This window comes from Burkholderia sp. MSMB1589WGS, assembly GCF_001636105.1.
GTDB lineage: Bacteria > Pseudomonadota > Gammaproteobacteria > Burkholderiales > Burkholderiaceae > Burkholderia > Burkholderia humptydooensis.
In genome coordinates, this window is sequence record NZ_LNJT01000007.1 from 502,386 (window position 1) to 520,353 (window position 17,968).

16 protein-coding genes are annotated in these 17,968 nt (G+C 68.8%); 7 read left to right on the top strand and 9 right to left on the bottom strand.

Annotation, left to right across the window (positions count from 1 at the left end; genetic code table 11):
- The first annotated feature begins 69 nt into the window (after positions 1-69).
- Positions 70-1,509 carry a cardiolipin synthase gene (gene cls, locus WT16_RS10235; RefSeq protein ID WP_006026047.1) on the top strand — a complete coding sequence of 480 codons (1,440 nt, stop codon included), beginning with the start codon at positions 70-72 and terminating at the stop codon, positions 1,507-1,509.
- Between the two features lie 30 nt (positions 1,510-1,539).
- On the opposite strand, the gene WT16_RS10240 is transcribed toward cls, so the two are convergent.
- Positions 1,540-2,019: a glutathione peroxidase gene (locus WT16_RS10240; protein WP_006026046.1), complete on the bottom strand. Its 480-nt coding sequence runs from the start codon at positions 2,017-2,019 to the stop codon at positions 1,540-1,542.
- A gap of 146 nt (positions 2,020-2,165) precedes the next feature.
- Between WT16_RS10240 and WT16_RS10245 the strand changes: the two genes are divergently transcribed.
- On the top strand, positions 2,166-4,106 hold the full coding sequence (locus tag WT16_RS10245) for an ATP-binding cassette domain-containing protein (protein WP_063533265.1): 1,941 nt from the start codon (positions 2,166-2,168) through the stop codon (positions 4,104-4,106).
- 52 nt (positions 4,107-4,158) lie between these two features.
- Here WT16_RS10245 and WT16_RS10250 read toward each other — a convergent pair whose 3' ends face one another.
- The 3 genes from WT16_RS10250 to alr all read right to left on the bottom strand — a co-directional run bounded on the left by WT16_RS10250 (position 4,159) and on the right by alr (position 7,046).
- Complete coding sequence (locus WT16_RS10250) at positions 4,159-4,425, bottom strand: DUF2866 domain-containing protein (protein ID WP_009912854.1); 267 nt, start codon at positions 4,423-4,425, stop codon at positions 4,159-4,161.
- Positions 4,426-4,588: 163 nt separating this feature from the next.
- Positions 4,589-5,965: a DNA repair protein RadA gene (gene radA / locus WT16_RS10255; RefSeq protein WP_059934575.1), complete on the bottom strand. Its 1,377-nt coding sequence runs from the start codon at positions 5,963-5,965 to the stop codon at positions 4,589-4,591.
- Positions 5,966-5,975: 10 nt separating this feature from the next.
- The gene (gene alr / locus WT16_RS10260) at positions 5,976-7,046 is read right to left on the bottom strand and encodes an alanine racemase (protein ID WP_063533266.1); all 1,071 of its coding nucleotides are present in this window, start codon (positions 7,044-7,046) and stop codon (positions 5,976-5,978) included.
- Positions 7,047-7,254: 208 nt separating this feature from the next.
- Between alr and lplT the strand changes: the two genes are divergently transcribed.
- Both lplT and thiD read left to right on the top strand, forming a co-directional pair.
- Positions 7,255-8,562 (top strand): lysophospholipid transporter LplT, encoded by a 1,308-nt coding sequence (gene lplT, locus WT16_RS10265; protein WP_006026041.1) that lies wholly within the window; start codon positions 7,255-7,257, stop codon positions 8,560-8,562.
- Between the two features lie 88 nt (positions 8,563-8,650).
- The gene (gene thiD, locus WT16_RS10270) at positions 8,651-9,460 is read left to right on the top strand and encodes a bifunctional hydroxymethylpyrimidine kinase/phosphomethylpyrimidine kinase (protein WP_063533267.1); all 810 of its coding nucleotides are present in this window, start codon (positions 8,651-8,653) and stop codon (positions 9,458-9,460) included.
- Positions 9,461-9,876: 416 nt separating this feature from the next.
- Here thiD and WT16_RS10275 read toward each other — a convergent pair whose 3' ends face one another.
- Genes WT16_RS10275 through tsaB form a run of 4 tightly spaced genes read right to left on the bottom strand, consistent with a single transcriptional unit; the run spans position 9,877 to position 13,109 of the window.
- Positions 9,877-10,854: a DUF1853 family protein gene (locus WT16_RS10275; RefSeq protein ID WP_063533268.1), complete on the bottom strand. Its 978-nt coding sequence runs from the start codon at positions 10,852-10,854 to the stop codon at positions 9,877-9,879.
- Complete coding sequence (locus WT16_RS10280) at positions 10,851-11,867, bottom strand: uracil-DNA glycosylase (RefSeq protein WP_015600807.1); 1,017 nt, start codon at positions 11,865-11,867, stop codon at positions 10,851-10,853. The genes WT16_RS10275 and WT16_RS10280 overlap by 4 nt, the downstream gene beginning before the upstream one ends.
- Complete coding sequence (gene rimI, locus WT16_RS10285) at positions 11,854-12,351, bottom strand: ribosomal protein S18-alanine N-acetyltransferase (RefSeq protein WP_006026037.1); 498 nt, start codon at positions 12,349-12,351, stop codon at positions 11,854-11,856. Before rimI ends, WT16_RS10280 begins: the two co-directional genes overlap by 14 nt.
- A complete protein-coding gene (tsaB, locus tag WT16_RS10290; protein ID WP_197486466.1) occupies positions 12,348-13,109 on the bottom strand; it encodes a tRNA (adenosine(37)-N6)-threonylcarbamoyltransferase complex dimerization subunit type 1 TsaB in 762 nt (253 codons plus the stop codon). The genes rimI and tsaB overlap by 4 nt, the downstream gene beginning before the upstream one ends.
- 169 nt (positions 13,110-13,278) lie before the next feature.
- Here tsaB and WT16_RS10295 point away from each other — a divergent pair, with 169 nt between their 5' ends.
- The 3 genes from WT16_RS10295 (at position 13,279) to aceA (ending at position 17,180) form a co-directional block, all read left to right on the top strand.
- Complete coding sequence (locus WT16_RS10295) at positions 13,279-13,548, top strand: acyl-CoA-binding protein (protein ID WP_063533270.1); 270 nt, start codon at positions 13,279-13,281, stop codon at positions 13,546-13,548.
- A gap of 406 nt (positions 13,549-13,954) precedes the next feature.
- Positions 13,955-15,481 (top strand): DEAD/DEAH box helicase, encoded by a 1,527-nt coding sequence (locus WT16_RS10300; protein ID WP_063533271.1) that lies wholly within the window; start codon positions 13,955-13,957, stop codon positions 15,479-15,481.
- Between the two features lie 391 nt (positions 15,482-15,872).
- Complete coding sequence (gene aceA / locus WT16_RS10305) at positions 15,873-17,180, top strand: isocitrate lyase (RefSeq protein WP_063533272.1); 1,308 nt, start codon at positions 15,873-15,875, stop codon at positions 17,178-17,180.
- A 243-nt stretch (positions 17,181-17,423) separates the two neighbouring features.
- Here the strand turns inward: aceA and WT16_RS10310 are convergent, their stop codons facing one another.
- Positions 17,424-17,858, bottom strand: coding sequence for a universal stress protein (locus WT16_RS10310; RefSeq protein WP_015601322.1), 435 nt, complete (start codon positions 17,856-17,858; stop codon positions 17,424-17,426).
- Positions 17,859-17,968 lie beyond the last annotated feature (110 nt).

The window sequence follows — 17,968 nt, forward strand, 5'->3', positions numbered from 1 at the left end:
GTAAGATGCGCGTAAGCGGCGTCCGGTCGGCGCGCGCCGCGTGGCCTCCTTCTGGAATCCGACGCGCTCATGACCCTCGACTGGCTCCATCTCGGCACCCTCATCGGCCTCGCGCACATGCTCGGCGTGATCGCCGCCTGCCATGCGATCCTGAACACGCGCACGTCGCAAGGCGCGATCGCCTGGGCGGTGTCGTTGACGGCGATGCCCTACCTGACGCTGATCCCGTATCTGTTCCTCGGCCGCAGCAAGTTCTCCGGCTATGTCGACGCGCGCCGCCACGAGACCGCGGCGCTGCGCACCCGCACGCATCCCGCGCCGTGGGGCGCCGAAGGCTCGACGCTCGGCGCGCCGAAGGACGCGCTCGGCATCGCGCGCGTGCGCGCGCTCACGCGCCTGGTCGGCATGCCCTTCGTCGCGGGCAACGCGGTGCGCACGCTCGTCAACGGCGACGCGACGTTCTCCGCGATCCTCGCCGCGATCGACGCCGCGCGCAGCTACGTGATCGTCCAGTTCTTCATCGTCCGCGACGACGCGCTCGGCGCAATGCTGCGCGACACGCTGATCGCGCGCGCGAAGGCAGGCGTGCGCTGCTATCTGCTGTACGACAGCATCGGCAGCTTCGATCTGCCGTCGAGCTACGTGCACGCGCTGCGCGAAGGCGGCGTCGAAGTGCATCCGTTCGCGACCAACAAACAGTTCGTCAACCGCTTCCAGCTCAACTTCCGCAACCACCGGAAGATCGTCGTCGTCGACGGAGAACGTGCGTTCGTCGGCGGCCACAACGTCGGCGTCGAATATCTCGGCGGCAACCCGCGCCTGTCGCCGTGGCGCGACACGCACATCGAAGTGCGCGGCCCCGCCGTCGCGAACATCCAGTACGTGTTCGCCGAGGACTGGCACTGGGCGACCCAGTCGCTGCCGCCGCAGGCGCCGCCGCCCGCGCCCGCGCCCGACGCCGACATGCACTGCCTCGTCGTGCCGATGGGCCCCGCCGACAAGCAGGAGACGGGCTCGCTCTTCTTCGCGGAGGCGATCAACGCCGCGCGCGAGCGTGTGTGGATCACGACGCCCTACCTCGTGCCCGACGAGGCGGTGATTTCCGCGCTGAAGCTCGCGGTGATGCGCGGCGTCGACGTGCGGGTGCTGATCCCGAGCCGGCGCGATCACTATGTCGTATTCGAAGCGTCGAAGCTCTATGCGCGCGATCTCGTCGACGCGGGCGTGCGGATCTTCCGCTACCGCCCCGGCTTCCTGCACCAGAAGGTCGTGCTGATCGACCGCGCTGCCGCCGCCATCGGCAGCGCGAACCTGGACAACCGGTCGTTCCGGCTGAATTTCGAGATCATGGTGCTGACCGTCGACGAAGGCTTCGCAACCGAAGTCGAGACAATGCTCGCGCGCGACTTCGGCGACGCGTTCGAAGTCGATCTGAGCGAATACCGGCGCTCGCCCGCGTGGCGGCGCGTCGCGATGCACGTCGCGCGGCTGTTCGCGCCGATTCTCTGACGGCGCGCGGCGCACCGCGCGCCGCCTGGCTTAGAGCAGCTTGTCGACGTCCGCAGCGATATCCTCGGGCTTCGTCGACGGCGCGTAGCGCTTCACGATCTCGCCTTCCCGGTTCACGAGGAACTTCGTGAAATTCCACTTGATCGCCTTGAGGCCGAGAATGCCGGGCGCCTCTTCGGTCAGATACCGGTACAGAGGGTGCGCGTTCGCGCCGTTCACGTCGATCTTCGCGAACATCGGAAACGTGACGCCGTAGTTCTTCTCGCAGAACGCGCCGATCTGCGACGCGTCGCCCGGCTCCTGCTTGCCGAACTGATTGCACGGAAAGCCGAGCACGACGAGCCCGCGTTCGCGAAAGCGGTCGTACAACTGCTGCAGCCCCGCGTACTGCGGCGTGAATCCGCATTCGCTCGCTGTGTTGACGATGAGGAGCACCTTGCCCCGGTACTGCTCGAGCGGCACCTCGCCGCCCGAAAGCGCCTGCGCGTTGAATGAATACAGTTTCGACATCGGCTCGTTCCTCCCTGTTTCGATAGGGTTGCGCCGTCCGCGAAAGTCTAGGCGAATTCGGCGCGGTGCGCACACTCCGCCGTCCGGACGATCCCCCGAAGGCGGCGCGCAGTCTAGAATAGCGGTTTTCCTCAGCATTTCCCGCCGTGATCCGTTTCAATCAGTTCAGTCTCGCCCGCGGCACGAAGCCGCTCTTCGACGCGGCCTCGTTCACGCTGAATCCCGGCGAGAAGGCGGGGCTCGTCGGCGCGAACGGCGCCGGCAAATCGACGCTCTTCGCGGTGCTGCGCGGCGAGCTGCACGCGGACGTGGGCGACTTCTCGATGCCGCCGGCGTGGCGCATCGCGCACGTGTCGCAGGAGACGCCCGCCGTCGAGCGCAGCGCGCTCGACTACACGCTCGACGGCGACGCCGCATTGCGCGCGATCGAGGCGCGCATCGCGCGGGCGTCCGCCGCGCACGACGGCGCGGCCGAGGCCGAAGCGCACGCGGCGTTCGCGGATGCCGACGGCTACACCGCGCCCGCGCGCGCGGAGGCGCTGCTGCTCGGGCTCGGCTTCACGCTCGCGCAGACGCGCGAGCCCGTCGCGAGCTTCTCGGGCGGCTGGCGGATGCGCCTCAATCTCGCGCAGGCGCTGATGTGCCGCTCGGATCTGCTGCTGCTCGACGAGCCGACGAACCACTTGGATCTCGACGCGATCGTCTGGCTCGAAGACTGGCTGCATCGCTATCCGGGCACGCTCGTCATCATCTCGCACGACCGCGAATTCCTCGACGCCGTCTGCAACGTGACGCTGCATCTCGAGAATCGCCAGGTGAAGCGCTACGGCGGCAACTACTCGCAATTCGAAGTGCTGCGCGCGCAGCAGCTCGAATTGCAGCAAAACGCGTACGAAAAGCAGCAAAAGACGATCGCGCATCTGCAGAGCTTCGTCGATCGCTTCAAGGCGAAGGCGTCGAAGGCGAAGCAGGCGCAGAGCCGGGTGAAGGCGCTCGAGAAGATGGAACTGATCGCGCCCGCGCACGTCGCGTCGGCGTTCACGTTCGAATTCCGCACGCCCGATTCCGCGCCGAACCCGATGCTCGTGATGGAAGACGTGCGCTGCGGCTATCGCGCGGACGACGGCGACGAGATTCCGATCGTCGAGCGCGTCGCGCTGTCGATCCAGAACGGCCAGCGCATCGGCCTCCTCGGCGCGAACGGCCAGGGCAAGTCGACGCTCATCAAGACGCTCGCGGGCACGCTCGCGCCGCTTTCGGGCGACGTGCGCACCGGCCGCGGCCTGACGATCGGCTATTTCGCGCAGCATCAGCTCGAGACGCTGCGCGAGGACGATTCGGCGCTCGCGCATCTCGCGCGCCTCGCCCCCGACACGCGCGAGCAGGAACTGCGCGACTTCCTCGGCGGCTTCAACTTCTCGGGCGACATGGCGACCGCGCCGATCGCGCCGTTCTCGGGCGGCGAGAAAGCGCGGCTCGCGCTCGCGCTGATCATCTGGCAGAAGCCGAACCTGCTGCTGCTCGACGAGCCGACGAACCACCTCGATCTCGAAACGCGCCACGCGCTCACGATGGCGCTCGCGCAATTCGAGGGCACGCTGATCCTCGTGTCGCACGATCGACATCTGCTGCGCGCGACGACCGACCAGTTCATGCTTGTCGCAAAGCACCGGCTGCAGCCGTTCGACGGCGATCTCGACGACTATCGCGACTGGCTGCTGCAGCACGCGGCGCAACAGCGCGCGGCGGCAAAGGCGGCATCCGGTTCGACGGGCGACGCCGACGGCGGCGCGCCTGCGGTGAACCGCAAGGATCAGAAACGGCAGGAAGCCGAAGCGCGCCAGCGGCTATCGCAGTTGAAGAAGCCGCTGCAGGCCCGCATCACGAAGATCGAGAAGGAAATGGAGCGGCTCCACGCGGAGAAGGCGGAGCTCGACACGTTCGTCGCCGATCCGGCGAGCTACGCGGCCGACCTGAAGGCGCGGCTCACCGACGCGATCCGCAAGCTCGGCGACGTGAACGGCCGGCTCGAAACGCTCGAGGCGGACTGGCTCGGCGCGCAGGACGAACTGGAGAAAATCGGGTAACGCGAACGCGGCGAGCCGGCATCGGCTTGCCGCCGCGCGCCGCGCCCGGCAGTCAGCGCCGCGGCAGCGTGTCGCGCGGCATCTGCTCGTCGTCGCCCATCAGATAGCGACGACCTTCGACCGGCCGGCGGATCATCGCGTAGACCTCCGCCTCGGTCACGTTGATGGCGGCGACGCGGCGGGCGATCCGCCCGTCTCCGCCGATCCATTCGACGATCCGGCAACCGCCGCCCCACGGCTCGCCGATCGGCTCGGACACGCGGCAACCGCGCACGTTGTACGTGCGCGGTTGCGCACTGGCTTGATGAGATCGTTTCAACACGCTTCCCTTTTCCGCGTCATGCGGCAGACAACCTGGGCAAGCATAGAAAAAAACAGGCTGCAAAAGGGTTACATCAACGTACCAAAACGTTACATGGTTTTACGTCCCCGATCCGCGCATGACAGGCGGCGGACCGGGACGCGCCCGCCGGCCGCCGCGCTCATTCGAGCACGCGGATCTGGTCGATCGCCTGCTCGATCCGCTCGACCGCATGCACGCGAAGCCCGTCGATCGGCTGTTTCGGCGCATTCGCCTTCGGAATCAGCGCGATCGTGAAGCCAAGCTTCGCCGCCTCGCGCAGGCGCTCCTGCCCGCGCGGCGACGGCCGGATCTCGCCCGCGAGCCCGACTTCGCCGAATACGATCAGACCCTTTGGCAACGGTTTGTTACGCATCGACGAGTGGATCGCGAGCAGCACCGCAAGATCGGCAGCCGGCTCGGTGATCTTTACGCCGCCGACGGCATTCAGGAACACGTCCTGATCGAAGCACGCGATGCCCGCGTGCCGGTGCAGCACGGCGAGCAGCATCGCGAGCCGGTTCTGTTCGAGGCCGACCGCGAGCCGGCGCGGGTTCGGCACGTTCGCGGTATCGACGAGCGCCTGCACCTCGACGAGCAGCGGCCGCGTGCCCTCCTGCGTGACGAGCACGCACGAGCCGGGCACGACCTCCGTGTGCTGCGACAGGAACAGCGCGGACGGATTCGCGACGCCGCGCAGGCCGCGCTCGGTCATCGCGAACACGCCGAGCTCGTTGACCGCGCCGAAGCGGTTCTTGAACGCGCGCACGAGCCGGAACGACGAATGCGTGTCGCCTTCGAAGTACAGCACGGTGTCGACGATGTGCTCGAGCACGCGCGGCCCCGCGAGGTTGCCCTCTTTCGTCACGTGGCCGACCATGATGATCGCCGTGCCCGATTGCTTCGCGATGCGCGTCAATTGCGCCGCGCATTCACGCACTTGCGCGACCGAGCCCGGCGCCGACGTCAACGCTTCCGAGTAGATCGTCTGGATCGAGTCGATGACCGCGATGTCGGGCCGCTCGGCGTCGAGCGTCGCCTGGATCTTCTCGAGCTGGATCTCGGCGAGGAGCTTCAGGTCGGCCGCGCTCGCGCCGCCTTCGAGGAGCGCGAGCCGCTGCGCGCGCAGCGCGATCTGCGCGCCCGATTCCTCGCCGCTGATATAGAGCGCCGGCCGCTCGCTCGCGATCTGCGCGAGCGACTGCAGCAGCAGCGTCGACTTGCCGATCCCCGGATCGCCGCCGATCAGCACGACGCCGCCCGCGACGAGCCCGCCGCCCAGCACCCGGTCGAACTCGCCGATCCCGGTCGAGAAGCGCGGCACGTCGGCCGCCTCGATGTCGGCGAGGCGTTGCACGGGCGCGCGCTTCGCGAGCGACTGGAAACGGTGCGCGGACGGCGCGCTCTCGACCGATTCGACGAGGGTGTTCCACGCGTGGCACGACGGGCATTGCCCCTGCCACTTCGGCGTCTGCCCGCCGCACTCGGTGCAGACGAATACCGTCTTCTGCTTCGCCATGCGCGCGCCCTTACTCGGCACGCACGGGCACGCGCGGCGCGACCGCGCACATCAGCTCGTAGCCGACCGTCATGCAGCGCGCGGCGACGTCGTCGATCGGCAGCGTCTCGCCCCAGAGCTCGACGCGCGCGCCGACGCCCGCCTGCGGCACGGGCGTGAGATCGACGGTCAGCATGTCCATCGACACGCGGCCGACGATCCGCGTGCGCACGCCGTCGACGACGACGGGCGTGCCCTCGGGCGCGATCCGCGGATAGCCGTCCGCATAGCCGCACGCGACCACGCCGATGCGCATCGTCTCCTCGGCGACGAACACGGAGCCGTAGCCCACCGCCTGCCCTTTCGCGAGCGTCTGCACGGCGATCAGCTCGGACGCGAGCGTCATCGCGGGCTTCAGGCCCTTGTCGGCGATGTCCGCCGAGTGCCCGGACGGCGACGCGCCATACAGCACGATGCCAGGCCGCACCCAGTCGAAGTGCGCCGACGGGTGCCAGAGCACGGCGGCCGAGTTCGCGAGGCTGCGCGCGCCGGCGATACCTTGCGCGCCGCGCTCGAACGTCGCGATCTGCTCGGCCACGCCGCGGCCGCCGTCGGCGTCCGAAAAATGGGTCATCAACGTGATCTGGCCGATGCCCGGGCACGCGCGCGCGCGCTCCCACGCGGCGCGGAACTTCTCCGGCGCATAGCCGAGCCGGTTCATTCCGCTGTTCATCTTCAGTTGGACGTTGACGGGCTTCGACAGCCGCGCCGTCTCGAGCATGCGCATCTGCTCGTCGTTGTGCACCGCGGTCGTCAGGCTGTAGCGGTCGATCACGTCGAGGTCGGTCGACCGGAAGAAGCCTTCGAGCAGCAGGATCGGCCCCGCCCAGCCGAGCTCGCGCAGCTTCACCGCCTCGTCGAGATCGAGCAGGCCGAAGCCGTCGGTGCCGCGCAGCCCGGGAAAGACCCGTGCGAGACCATGCCCGTACGCGTTCGCCTTGACGATCGCCCAGACTTTCGACTGGGCGGCGTGGCGGCGCACGACGGTGAGGTTGTTCGCGAGGGCAGCGGTGTGGATCGTGGCGGAAATCGGGCGCGGCATAGGAAATTTCAGTAAAGACGCTTGCGAATCATCAGCTTATCGCGCCTTTTGGGCGCGACGCGGGAAACGCGCGGAACGATCGGGGGATCATGCTAGTCCGAATTGACGTATTTTCATGATATAAAGCCGTGCGCACAACCCATTTCGAACGGAATAAGTCCGATTGCACGGCCCGCGCGGCCGAGCCGCGAGGAACGCATCGCTTCAGATGAAAAAAGGTTTTTACTCCATCATGGCCGCGCAGTTTTTCTCGTCGTTGGCCGACAGCGCTCTTCTCATCGCCGCGATCGCCCTGCTCAAAGACCTCCACGCGCCGAACTGGATGATACCGCTCCTGAAGCTGTTCTTCGTCCTGTCGTACGTGGTGCTCGCCGCCTTCGTCGGCGCATTCGCCGATTCGCGCCCGAAAGGGCACGTGATGTTCATCACCAACTCGATCAAGGTGGTCGGCTGCCTCATCATGCTGGTCGGCGCGCATCCGCTCGTCGCTTACGGGATCGTCGGCTTCGGCGCGGCCGCGTATTCGCCCGCGAAGTACGGCATCCTGACCGAACTGCTGCCTCCCGAGCGGCTCGTCGCCGCGAACGGCTGGATCGAGGGCACGACGGTGGGCTCGATCATCCTCGGCACGGTGCTCGGCGGCGCGCTCATCAGCCCGAAGATCGCGTCGCACGTGATCGCGTACACGCCGCCGTCGATCAACACGCCCGCCGAGGCCGCGATGCTCGTCATCATGGCGATCTACGTCACGGCCGCGCTCTTCAACCTGCGCATTCCCGACACGGGCGCGCGCTACCCGAAGCAGCAGCACGGCCCGCTCAAGCTCGTCACCGATTTCGCCAACTGTTTCGTGGCGCTCTGGCGCGACAAGCTCGGCCAGATCTCGCTCGCCGTCACGACGCTCTTCTGGGGCGCGGGCGCGACGCTGCAGTTCATCGTGCTCAAGTGGGCGGAAGTGTCGCTCGGCATGTCGCTGTCCGAAGGCGCGATCCTGCAGGCGGTGGTCGCGCTCGGCGTCGCGGCGGGCGCGATGATCGCCGCGAGCCGGATTCCGCTGCGCAAGTCGCTCACCGTGCTGCCCGTCGGCATCGTGATGGGCATCGCGGTGATGCTGATGGCGTTCTACTCGCGCGAGCTGTTCCCTGCGCACTGGGCGCTGCACATCGGGCGCCTGCACCTGCCCCTCTATCTGCTCGTCGCGTACGTGTTCCTGATGTTCGTCGGCGCGCTGTCCGGCTTCTTCGTCGTCCCGATGAATGCGCTGCTCCAGCATCGCGGCCACGTGCTGCTGTCGGCCGGTCATTCGATCGCCGTGCAGAACTTCAACGAAAACCTGTCGGTGCTCGTGATGCTCTGCGTGTACGCGGCGCTCGTGTGGCTCGACGTGCCGGTCGGCGTCGTGATCGTGCTGTTCGGCACGTTCGTGTGCCTGACGATGTGGCTCGTGATGCGGCTGCATGTCGCGAATCAGCGCCGCTTCGATTCGGTCGCGCTGATCGGCGAATCGAAGCACTGAACCGCAGCGCGCGCCACCGTCGGCCAAGCGGCACATCGCCTCCTGCGCACCCTTGCCCTTGAGCCGCAACCTTTCCCGCCTCGCCGCCATGACCCGACCGATTCCCAACGCGCTGACGATCGCCGGCTCCGACTCCGGCGGCGGCGCCGGCATCCAGGCTGACCTGAAGACGTTCTCCGCGCTCGGCGCATACGGCGCGAGCGTGATCACCGCGCTCACCGCGCAGAACACGCGCGGCGTGACGGGCGTGCATGCGCCCGATGCGGGCTTCGTGACCGCGCAGCTCGATGCGGTGTTCGACGACATCCGCATCGACGCGGTGAAGATCGGCATGCTCGCGAACGCGCCGATCGTGCGCGCGGTCGGGGCGGCGCTCGCGCGCTACGCACCGCGCCACGTCGTGCTCGACACGGTGATGATCTCGAAAAGCACGCACGCGCTGCTCGCGCCCGACGCGGTCGACGCGCTGCGCAACGAATTGCTGCCGCTCGCCGATCTCGTCACGCCGAATCTGCCGGAGGCGGCCGAGCTGCTCGGCGTCGCGGCCGCGACGACCGAGGAGGACATGGTGCGCCAGGGCGAAGCGCTCGTCGCGCGCGGCGCGAAGGCGGTGCTGATGAAAGGCGGCCATCTCGGCGCCGAGCGCGAAAGCCCGGACTGGCTGATCGATGCGCGCGGCGCGCAGCGCTTCGCGGGCGCGCGGCTGCCGGTCGCGAACACGCACGGCACCGGGTGCACGCTGTCGTCGGCGATCGCCGCGCTGCTGCCGCAGCGGGCGACGCTCGCGGACGCGATCGCCGATGCGAAGATCTATCTGACGGGCGCGATCGGCGCGAGCGGGCGGCTCGACGTCGGACACGGCGTCGGGCCCGTGCATCACTTCTATCGATGGTGGTGAGCCGGCGGGCAGGCGCCGGCGCGGGTCGCCCGGCTTCGGCTTCTGTTTCTGTTTCGCCTTGACGTTCGCGTTCGCCGCCCGGACTCCTGGCGCCGTTTGACGCGCTTCGTGCCTCGCCGGCATCGTCACACGCTGCCGGCGGCGACAGCGTGCGCCGACGCCGCGGATATCGCGCGCGAATCGCTCGCTCGCGTCGTGCGTCGACACGTCGCGCCACACGAGCCGCATCCGACTGCGCGAGCTGCGCATCGAACGCGGCGGCATCCGCGTCGAACAGGCGGCAAGCCCCGTCGGCCTCCAAGACACGTTTCTGGCGCGATGCGTCGCGGCGTCCGCTTAGCGAGCGAACGAGGCGTACGCGAATGGAAGCCGCGCGAGTGCGCGCATCGGCGCGAACCGATGCGCATCGACACCGATCAGCGCGCGGCAAACGCGATCGCACGCTGCGGCCAATCGTCGGGCACGATGAAGCCGCGCGCGGTTTCGCGCCACACCGCGTCGGCGTCGCGCGCGAGCGCGGCGACGAGCGACGGCCCCGGTAGTCGCGCGACCTCGTCGAGCACGGCCTGCGGCGCGAGCAGCGTGCAGCGCCCGCAGGCCACGTCCGCATCGCCGATCGCGCGCGGCGCGAGCCACGCGAGGCGCGGCAGCACGATCCACGCGGCGTCCTGCCGCGCGGCGGGCGCGAACGCCGGCCACGCTTCGCGCGTGATCCAGAAGCCGCGCGGATGATCGGCGTCGACTTCCGGCGGATCGGCGATCGCGCCGCCCGCATTCGCGTCGTCGCCCGCGCGATGAAACAGCCATCCCTTCACGAGCATCTGCGCGCGCCACGGCCCCGCGTGGCCGAGCGACGCGAACTCGTCGCGGGCCGTGAGCAGCAGTTGATGATCGACGAGCTTCGCGCGCTTGAGATCGAAGCGGTCGGCGAGATTCGGGCCGACGAAATCGGCGAGCGACGCGGCGCCCGACGTCGCGACGCACAGATAGCACTTGACCGCGAGTTCCCAGTGCAGGCGCTCGCCGCGCGCGGTTTCGATCAGGAAATCGCATTCGCCGAGCGTGCGGCCGTTGAGCCTCAGCGGCAGATTCGCGGCGACGAGCCGCAGCGACGGCGCATGTTCGGCGAAAAACCCGAGCAGGCACTCGGCGTAGCGGCCGAGCCGAACCGGCCGCGCTTGCGCGAGCGCGTCGTGCAGCGGCGCGGGCTGCGCGTCGAGCGCGGCGAGCCAGGCGGCCGTTCGCGCCGCGTCGGCAACGCTCGCCCAGGGCTGAGCGAGCGGCGCGCCTGCCGACGGCGCGAGCAGGCTCGCGCTCGACAGCAGCCACGCGAGGTCGCGCACGGCCGCGTCGCGCAGCGCGCGAAGCGGCACGGGCGACGCCGCGGCACTCATTGCGGATCGGCGGCGGGCGCGGCGTTCCGGTAGGTATCGTTCGCGAGGCACAGATCGGACCAGGCCTTCGCCTTGTCCTGCAGGCTGCGCAACAGATACGCCGGATGGTACGTGACGATCACGGGCACGCCTTCGTACCGGTGCACGCGCCCGCGCATCGAAGCAATGCTCGCGTCGGTCTTCAGGAGCGTCTGCGCGGCGAAGCGGCCGAGCGCGACGATCAGCTTCGGCTTCACGAGCGCGACCTGGCGCTGCAGATACGGCTCGCAACGCGCGACCTCGTCGGGTTCGGGATTGCGGTTGCCGGGCGGCCGGCACTTGATCACGTTCGCGATGTAGACGTTCTCGCCGCGCTTGAGCGCGAGCGCGCGCAGCATGTTGTCGAGCAGCTTGCCCGCCTGGCCGACGAACGGCTCGCCCTGCTTGTCCTCGTTCTCGCCGGGCGCCTCGCCGACGAGCATCCAGTCGGCGCTCTCGTCGCCGACGCCGAACACCGTGTTCGTGCGCTTCTCGCAGAGGCGGCAGCGCTCGCAGTCGGCAACGCGCGCGCGCAGCGCGTCCCAGCCGAGTTCGGCGACGGACGGCTCGGCGCCGGCGGCGACGGCGGCGGGCTTCGCGGCGACATCCGGCAGCGCGGGCTCGCGCACCGGCTCGAGATCGAACCACGACATGTCTTCGTCGGGTTCCGCCGCGCCGGCGTCGCCGCCGGTTCGCGCGGCCGGCGCGGGCGCCGTCGACGCGCGCGCCGGGTCCGCCGCGTCGCGCGCGAATGCCGCGGAATCCGCGACGCCGCCACGCGCCCCGTCCTGCCCGCCGTCGCGCGAGCTTCGATGCGCCGGCTCGCGCGACGCATCCAACGCCACGGGCTGAGCCCCTTGCGCAACCGCCGCGGCGGCGGCTTCCCGCGCCGCGCCCGTTGCATCCTCGTTCACGTCCCCGGCGCGCGCGATGCCGCGCCGCACCCACACGGGCGCGAGCCCCAGCTCTTCGAGCGCCGCTTCAGCCAATGCCATGCGCGCCTCCCTCCTTCGTCAATGCGAGACGCATCACGATTGCGTCCTCCCGGCTCCGGTGCTTCGCCGGATAGTAGTTCCTGCGCCGCCCGACCGACACGAAGCCGAAGCGCTCGTACAGCCGGATCGCACGCGGATTCGACGGCCGCACTTCGAGCAGCACGCCGTCGAGCCGCTCGGCGCGCGCGATCCGCACCGCCTCTCGCAGCAGCGCGAGCCCGACGCCCGCGCGCTGCGCGGCGGGCGCGACGCACAGATTCAGCAGATGCATCTCGTCGACGACGGGCATCAGCACGCAATAGCCGACGAGCACGCCCGTCACGTGCCGCATGCAGACGCCGAAATAGCCGTTGCGCAGCGAATCCTCGAAATTGCCGCGCGACCACGGGAATTCGTACGCGGCGCGCTCGATCTCGACGACCTCGTCGAGATCGGCATCCGTCATCGGCGCCAGATAGCGGTCGGTCATCAGCACGCCGCTCATCGCCCGTCCCCGCCCGCGCGCGCAGCGAGCCGCTCGGCGGTGGTCTGCGCGACCTTGTCGCGCACGTACTCGGGCGCCGCGCGATCGGCCGGCACGACACGCCCCGCGCGATATGCGCGCAGCGCGACGTGCGCGACCGGCAGCGCGTGCGGCAGCGCGCCCGCATCGATCGCCTGCGCGCGCGCGAAGGCGGGCAAGCGAGCGCCGAATGCGGCAGCCGCGTTGCCGGCGAGCACGAACGGCGTATCGGGCGCCTGCACGTCGGCGGGCGCCGCGAGCGACGCCGGCGCGAGCTCGCGCCAATCGCCCGCCGCGTCGTCCCACGCGTAATCGGCCCAGTAGACCTCGTCCATCCGCGCATCGAGCGCGGCGAGCACGCGCATTGCGCGGCCCGCGGCGGCGCCCGCGTTCAGGCGCGCGGCCTCCGCGCACGCGACGAGCGTGCCGACCGGCACGACGGGCAGCGCGCGGCCGAACGCGAGCCCTTGCGCGACGCCCGTCGCGGTGCGCAGCCCGGTGAACGAGCCGGGGCCCGCGCCGAACGCGACCGCGTCGCAGTCGGCGAACGCGAGGCCCGCTTCGTCGAGCACCTCGCGCACGGCGGGCAGCACGCGCGTGCTCGACACGGCGCCCGTGCGCTCGTGGCGGACCCAGGTTCGGATGGAAGCGGCGTCGGCGGCCGGGCCGGCCGCGACGAGAAGCGCGACCGAGCAGAACTCGGTCGACGTATCGATGGCGAGGAGCACTGTTTGCGTCATGGCCGACATTGTAATGCGGCGCCCCGCCCGCACGGGCGATCGGGCCCGATTCGCGCGCGCTTGTCGTGCGCGAATCGGTTTGGAAGGAACGCTCGACCCGCCGTCCGCCCCCGCTTGCTAAGATCGTCGGCCTGGAAAAGCCAGCCTGGAAACCCTTACGGAGACACCCATGAGCGACATCACCACCCAATTCGAGCAAGCGCAGGTCGACGTGAAGCAGTTGACCGAGCGCCCCGGCAACCTGACGCTGCTGCGCCTCTACGCGCTCTTCAAGCAGGCGACCGACGGCGACGCGCACGGCGACAAGCCGGGCTTCACCGACATCGTCGGCAAGTACAAGTACGACGCGTGGGAAGCGCTGAAGGGCACGTCGCAGGACGATGCGAAGAAGCAATACGTCGAGCTCGTCGAATCGCTGAAGAACGGCACCGCGTCCTGAAGGCGCGCGCGTCGGCCGGCCTATCGCCCGCAACGCGCCCGCGGCGTGCGAAATCGACGGTGGCGCGGCGCAGCAAAAAACGGTATGATGCGGGCTGCGCATCGCGACGGGCGGCTCTGCCTGCCAAGGTCGGCAGCCCTCTTCGCCAGCGTTCCATAGCGTTTCGCTCCAATCCAGTTTAGAACCTGTCCCTTCCTGCGTGGCCCCTTGCGGGCTGTCAAGTCTCAGGCTGGCGGCATGCGCACCCGATGCGCGCCGCACCCAAAAACAGCTTCTAACGAAATTGTTGTCCGCACGTCGTCGACATGCGGACAATCGCCACGTTTCCCGATTTGCTCGATGAATCCGTCGACTTGGGTATGCGCGATTGGCGCGGCGTTCGACCCACTGTGTTTCAAGGATTGACATGACTTCGAGCAATTCCCTCAGCCCGCTCAACGCAATCGCCGACGAGGCGCTCGGCCTGCCCGCCGCCGCGCAGCCTGCCACGAGCGACCTCGGCGACGCCGCGCCGGACGAACCGACGTTCGCGTCGCTCGGCCTGTCGCCGGAGATCGTCTCCGCGCTGCAGGCGGCCGGCTACGTGAAGCCGACGCCCGTCCAGCAGCGCGCGATCCCGGCCGGCATCGCAGGCCGCGACCTGCTCGTGTCGAGCCCGACGGGCTCGGGCAAGACGGCCGCGTTCATGCTGCCCGCGATCGAGCGCTTCGCGCAGTTGCAAAAGACGCAGGCGCTGCAGCCGCGCGCGCCGCGCGAAGGACAGCCTGGCGAGCGCCGCAGCCGCCGCCCGCAACCCGTCGCGCGCCCGGGCCTGCTCGTCCTCACGCCGACGCGCGAGCTCGCGATGCAGGTGACGACGGCCGCGTCGACGTACGGCAAGCACCTGCGCCGTCTGCGCACGGTCAGCATCCTCGGCGGCGTCGCGTACGGCCAGCAACTGATGCTGCTCGCGAAGAACCCCGAGATCCTCGTCGCGACGCCGGGGCGCCTGCTCGACCACCTCGAGCGCGGCCGCATCGATTTGTCCGAACTGAAGATGCTCGTGCTCGACGAAGCCGACCGCATGCTCGACATGGGCTTCATCGACGACATCGACACGATCGTCGCCGCGACGCCCGCGTCGCGCCAGACGATGCTGTTCTCGGCGACGCTCGACGGCAAGATCGGCTCGCTCACGAACCGCCTGCTGAAGGATCCGGAGCGCATCGAGATCACGCAGAAGATCGAATCGCGCTCGAACATCGCGCAGACCGTGCACTACGTCGACGACCGCGATCACAAGGATCGCCTGCTCGACCACCTGCTGCGCGACGTCGCGCTCGACCAGGCGATCATCTTCACCGCGACGAAGATCGACGCCGACCAGCTCGCCGGCCGCCTCGCCGACGCCGGCTTCCAGTCGGCCGCGCTGCACGGCGATCTGCCGCAGGGCGCCCGCAACCGCACGATCCGCGCGCTGCGCGAGCGCCGCGTGCGCGTGCTCGTCGCGACCGACGTCGCCGCGCGCGGGATCGACATCCCCGGCATCACGCACGTGTTCAACTACGACCTGCCGAAGTTCGCCGAGGACTACGTGCACCGGATCGGCCGCACGGGCCGCGCGGGCCGCTCGGGCACCGCGGTGAGCCTCGTGCATCACGCGGAGCAAGGCGCGCTCAAGCGCATCGAGCGCTTCGTGCGCGCGCCGCTGCCCGTGAACGTCGTCGAAGGCTTCGAGCCGCGCAAGGCGCCGCCGCCGCGCAACGATCGCGGCAACGGCCGCGGCCGTCCGGGCGGCAACGGCAATGGCGGCCGCCGGTTCGGCGGCAAGCCGGCCGGCGGCCGCTCGGGCGGCTGGAGCGGCAAGCCGGGCAGCGGCAACCGCGAAGGCTACGGCGCGCGCCGCGGCGACGGCCAGCGCGGCGGCCCGCGACGCGGCAACTCGGCCGCGTAAGCGGCCATCGGCGGACACGTTCGCGGCGCGGACGTGTCCGCCTTCCCCTCGAAAACCGGCGCATTCGCGCCGGTTTTTGTTTGCGCCCGAGATTTCACGATACGAAAAAATCTTTTGCGTCGTAAAAAGTCATGCTGCGTGGCACAACCAAGACCGTTGCAGCATGGGAAACCACATTCCGCAATAAGAAATTAACGAAGCAAGCATTTGATTTTTATGGAATAATTTTTTTATATCTTTGTGAAAAAGCCCCTGTCTCGACGCAGTCGATTTGCCTAGACTCTTATACAAGACTTAACGAAGGGAACCGCTTGATCCAAACCGCGCCGCCCGCTTCGCAAAGTCAAGGATTTCTTCTCTTCAGGCAACGACCACTCAAGGAGTACGCATCATGTCGCGTCAGCAACAGGTTCAGGAACTGCAAAAGCAATGGGAAACCGATCCGCGCTGGAAGGGCATCAAGCGCGCGTTCACGGCTGAAGACGTCGTGCGCCTGCGCGGCTCGGTCCAGCAAGAGCACACGCTCGCGAAGCGCGGCGCGGAAAAGCTCTGGACGCTCGTCAACAACGAGCCGTTCGTCAACGCGCTCGGCGCGCTGACGGGCAACCAGGCGATGCAGCAGGTGAAGGCCGGCCTCAAGGCGATCTATCTGTCGGGCTGGCAAGTCGCGGGCGACGCGAACGTCGCAGGCGAAATGTACCCGGATCAGTCGCTGTATCCGGCGAACTCGGTGCCGCTCGTCGTCAAGCGCATCAACAACACGCTGACGCGCGCCGACCAGATCCAGTGGTCGGAAGGCAAGAACCCGGGCGACGAAGGCTATGTCGACTTCTTCGCGCCGATCGTCGCTGACGCGGAAGCCGGCTTCGGCGGCGTGCTGAACGCGTTCGAGCTGATGAAGGCGATGATCGAGGCGGGCGCGTCGGGCGTTCACTTCGAAGATCAGCTCGCATCGGTCAAGAAGTGCGGCCACATGGGCGGCAAGGTGCTCGTGCCGACCCGCGAGGCGGTCGCGAAGCTGACGGCCGCGCGTCTCGCGGCCGACGTGATGGGCACGCCGACCGTGCTGGTCGCGCGCACCGACGCCGAAGCGGCCGACCTGATCACGTCCGACATCGACGACAACGACAAGCCGTTCCTGACGGGCGAGCGCACGGTCGAAGGCTTCTTCCGCACGAAGCCGGGCCTCGAGCAGGCGATCTCGCGCGGTCTCGCGTACGCGCCGTACGCCGACCTGATCTGGTGCGAAACGGGCAAGCCGGATCTCGAGTACGCGAAGAAGTTCGCGGAAGCGATCCACAAGCAGTTCCCGGGCAAGCTGCTGTCGTACAACTGCTCGCCGTCGTTCAACTGGAAGAAGAACCTCGACGACGCGACGATCGCGAAGTTCCAGAAGGAACTCGGCGCGATGGGCTACAAGTTCCAGTTCATCACGCTCGCCGGCTTCCACGCGCTGAACTACTCGATGTTCAACCTCGCGCACGGCTACGCCCGCACGCAGATGAGCGCGTTCGTCGAACTGCAGCAGGCCGAGTTCGCGGCGGCCGACAAGGGCTTCACCGCGGTCAAGCACCAGCGCGAAGTCGGCACGGGCTACTTCGACGCGGTGACGCAGACGGTCGAGCGCGAAGCGTCGACGACCGCGCTGCACGGCTCGACCGAAGACGAACAATTCTTCGACGGCCAGAAAGTCGCCTGAGCGCCGACAGGCGCAGGCACAGACGTGCCGCGCGCGGCCACGAGCCGTCGCGGCGCGCGCCCCGGCAAAAGACAAGACCCTATCAGGGAGAACCCGCCCGCCGCGCGCATGGTTGCGCCATGCCTGCCCAGGGCGCGCAGCGTCTTTCGACGCCGCGGACATTCGAGCGCGCCGGCCCCTGCCCGGCGCGCCTATTTTTTTGCGCGACGCATTGCCGCCGATCGTCCGGCTGCGTGCGGCCCGCTATCGATAGACGATCACAGGAATCTTCGTATGGGTCAGCACGCGTTGCGTCTCGCTGCCGATCAACAGGCTGCCGAGCCCGCGCCTGCCGTGCGACGCCATGAAGATCACATCGCAGCCGCCCCGCTCCGCGGCCTCGATGATGCCGAGATACGGCGACGGGTGCACGCTCGTCGCCGACTCGCACGCCACGCCCGCGCGCCGCGCGGCCGCCTCGACCTCGTCCAGATGCGCGCGCGCCTCGCGCTCGCTGCGCTCGCGAAAATCGGCGGGCGGCTCGATCACGACCTCGGAAAACGGCGAGTACGGATATTGCGGCAGGCACGCGTAGGCCGTCACGCGCGCGCCCACCGCCTGCGCGAGATCGATCGCGCCGTCGATCGCTTTCCTCGACAGTTCGGACCCGTCGGTCGGAACCAGGATGTGCTTGAACATGGCGACCTCCGTCGGCAACTGCGGCGCGTCCGGACGCGGGCGTACCCGCGGCGGGCAGCCGATGCCGGGCAGCCCGCGCGGACGCTGGGTGATTCGATTGTAGTGCGCGA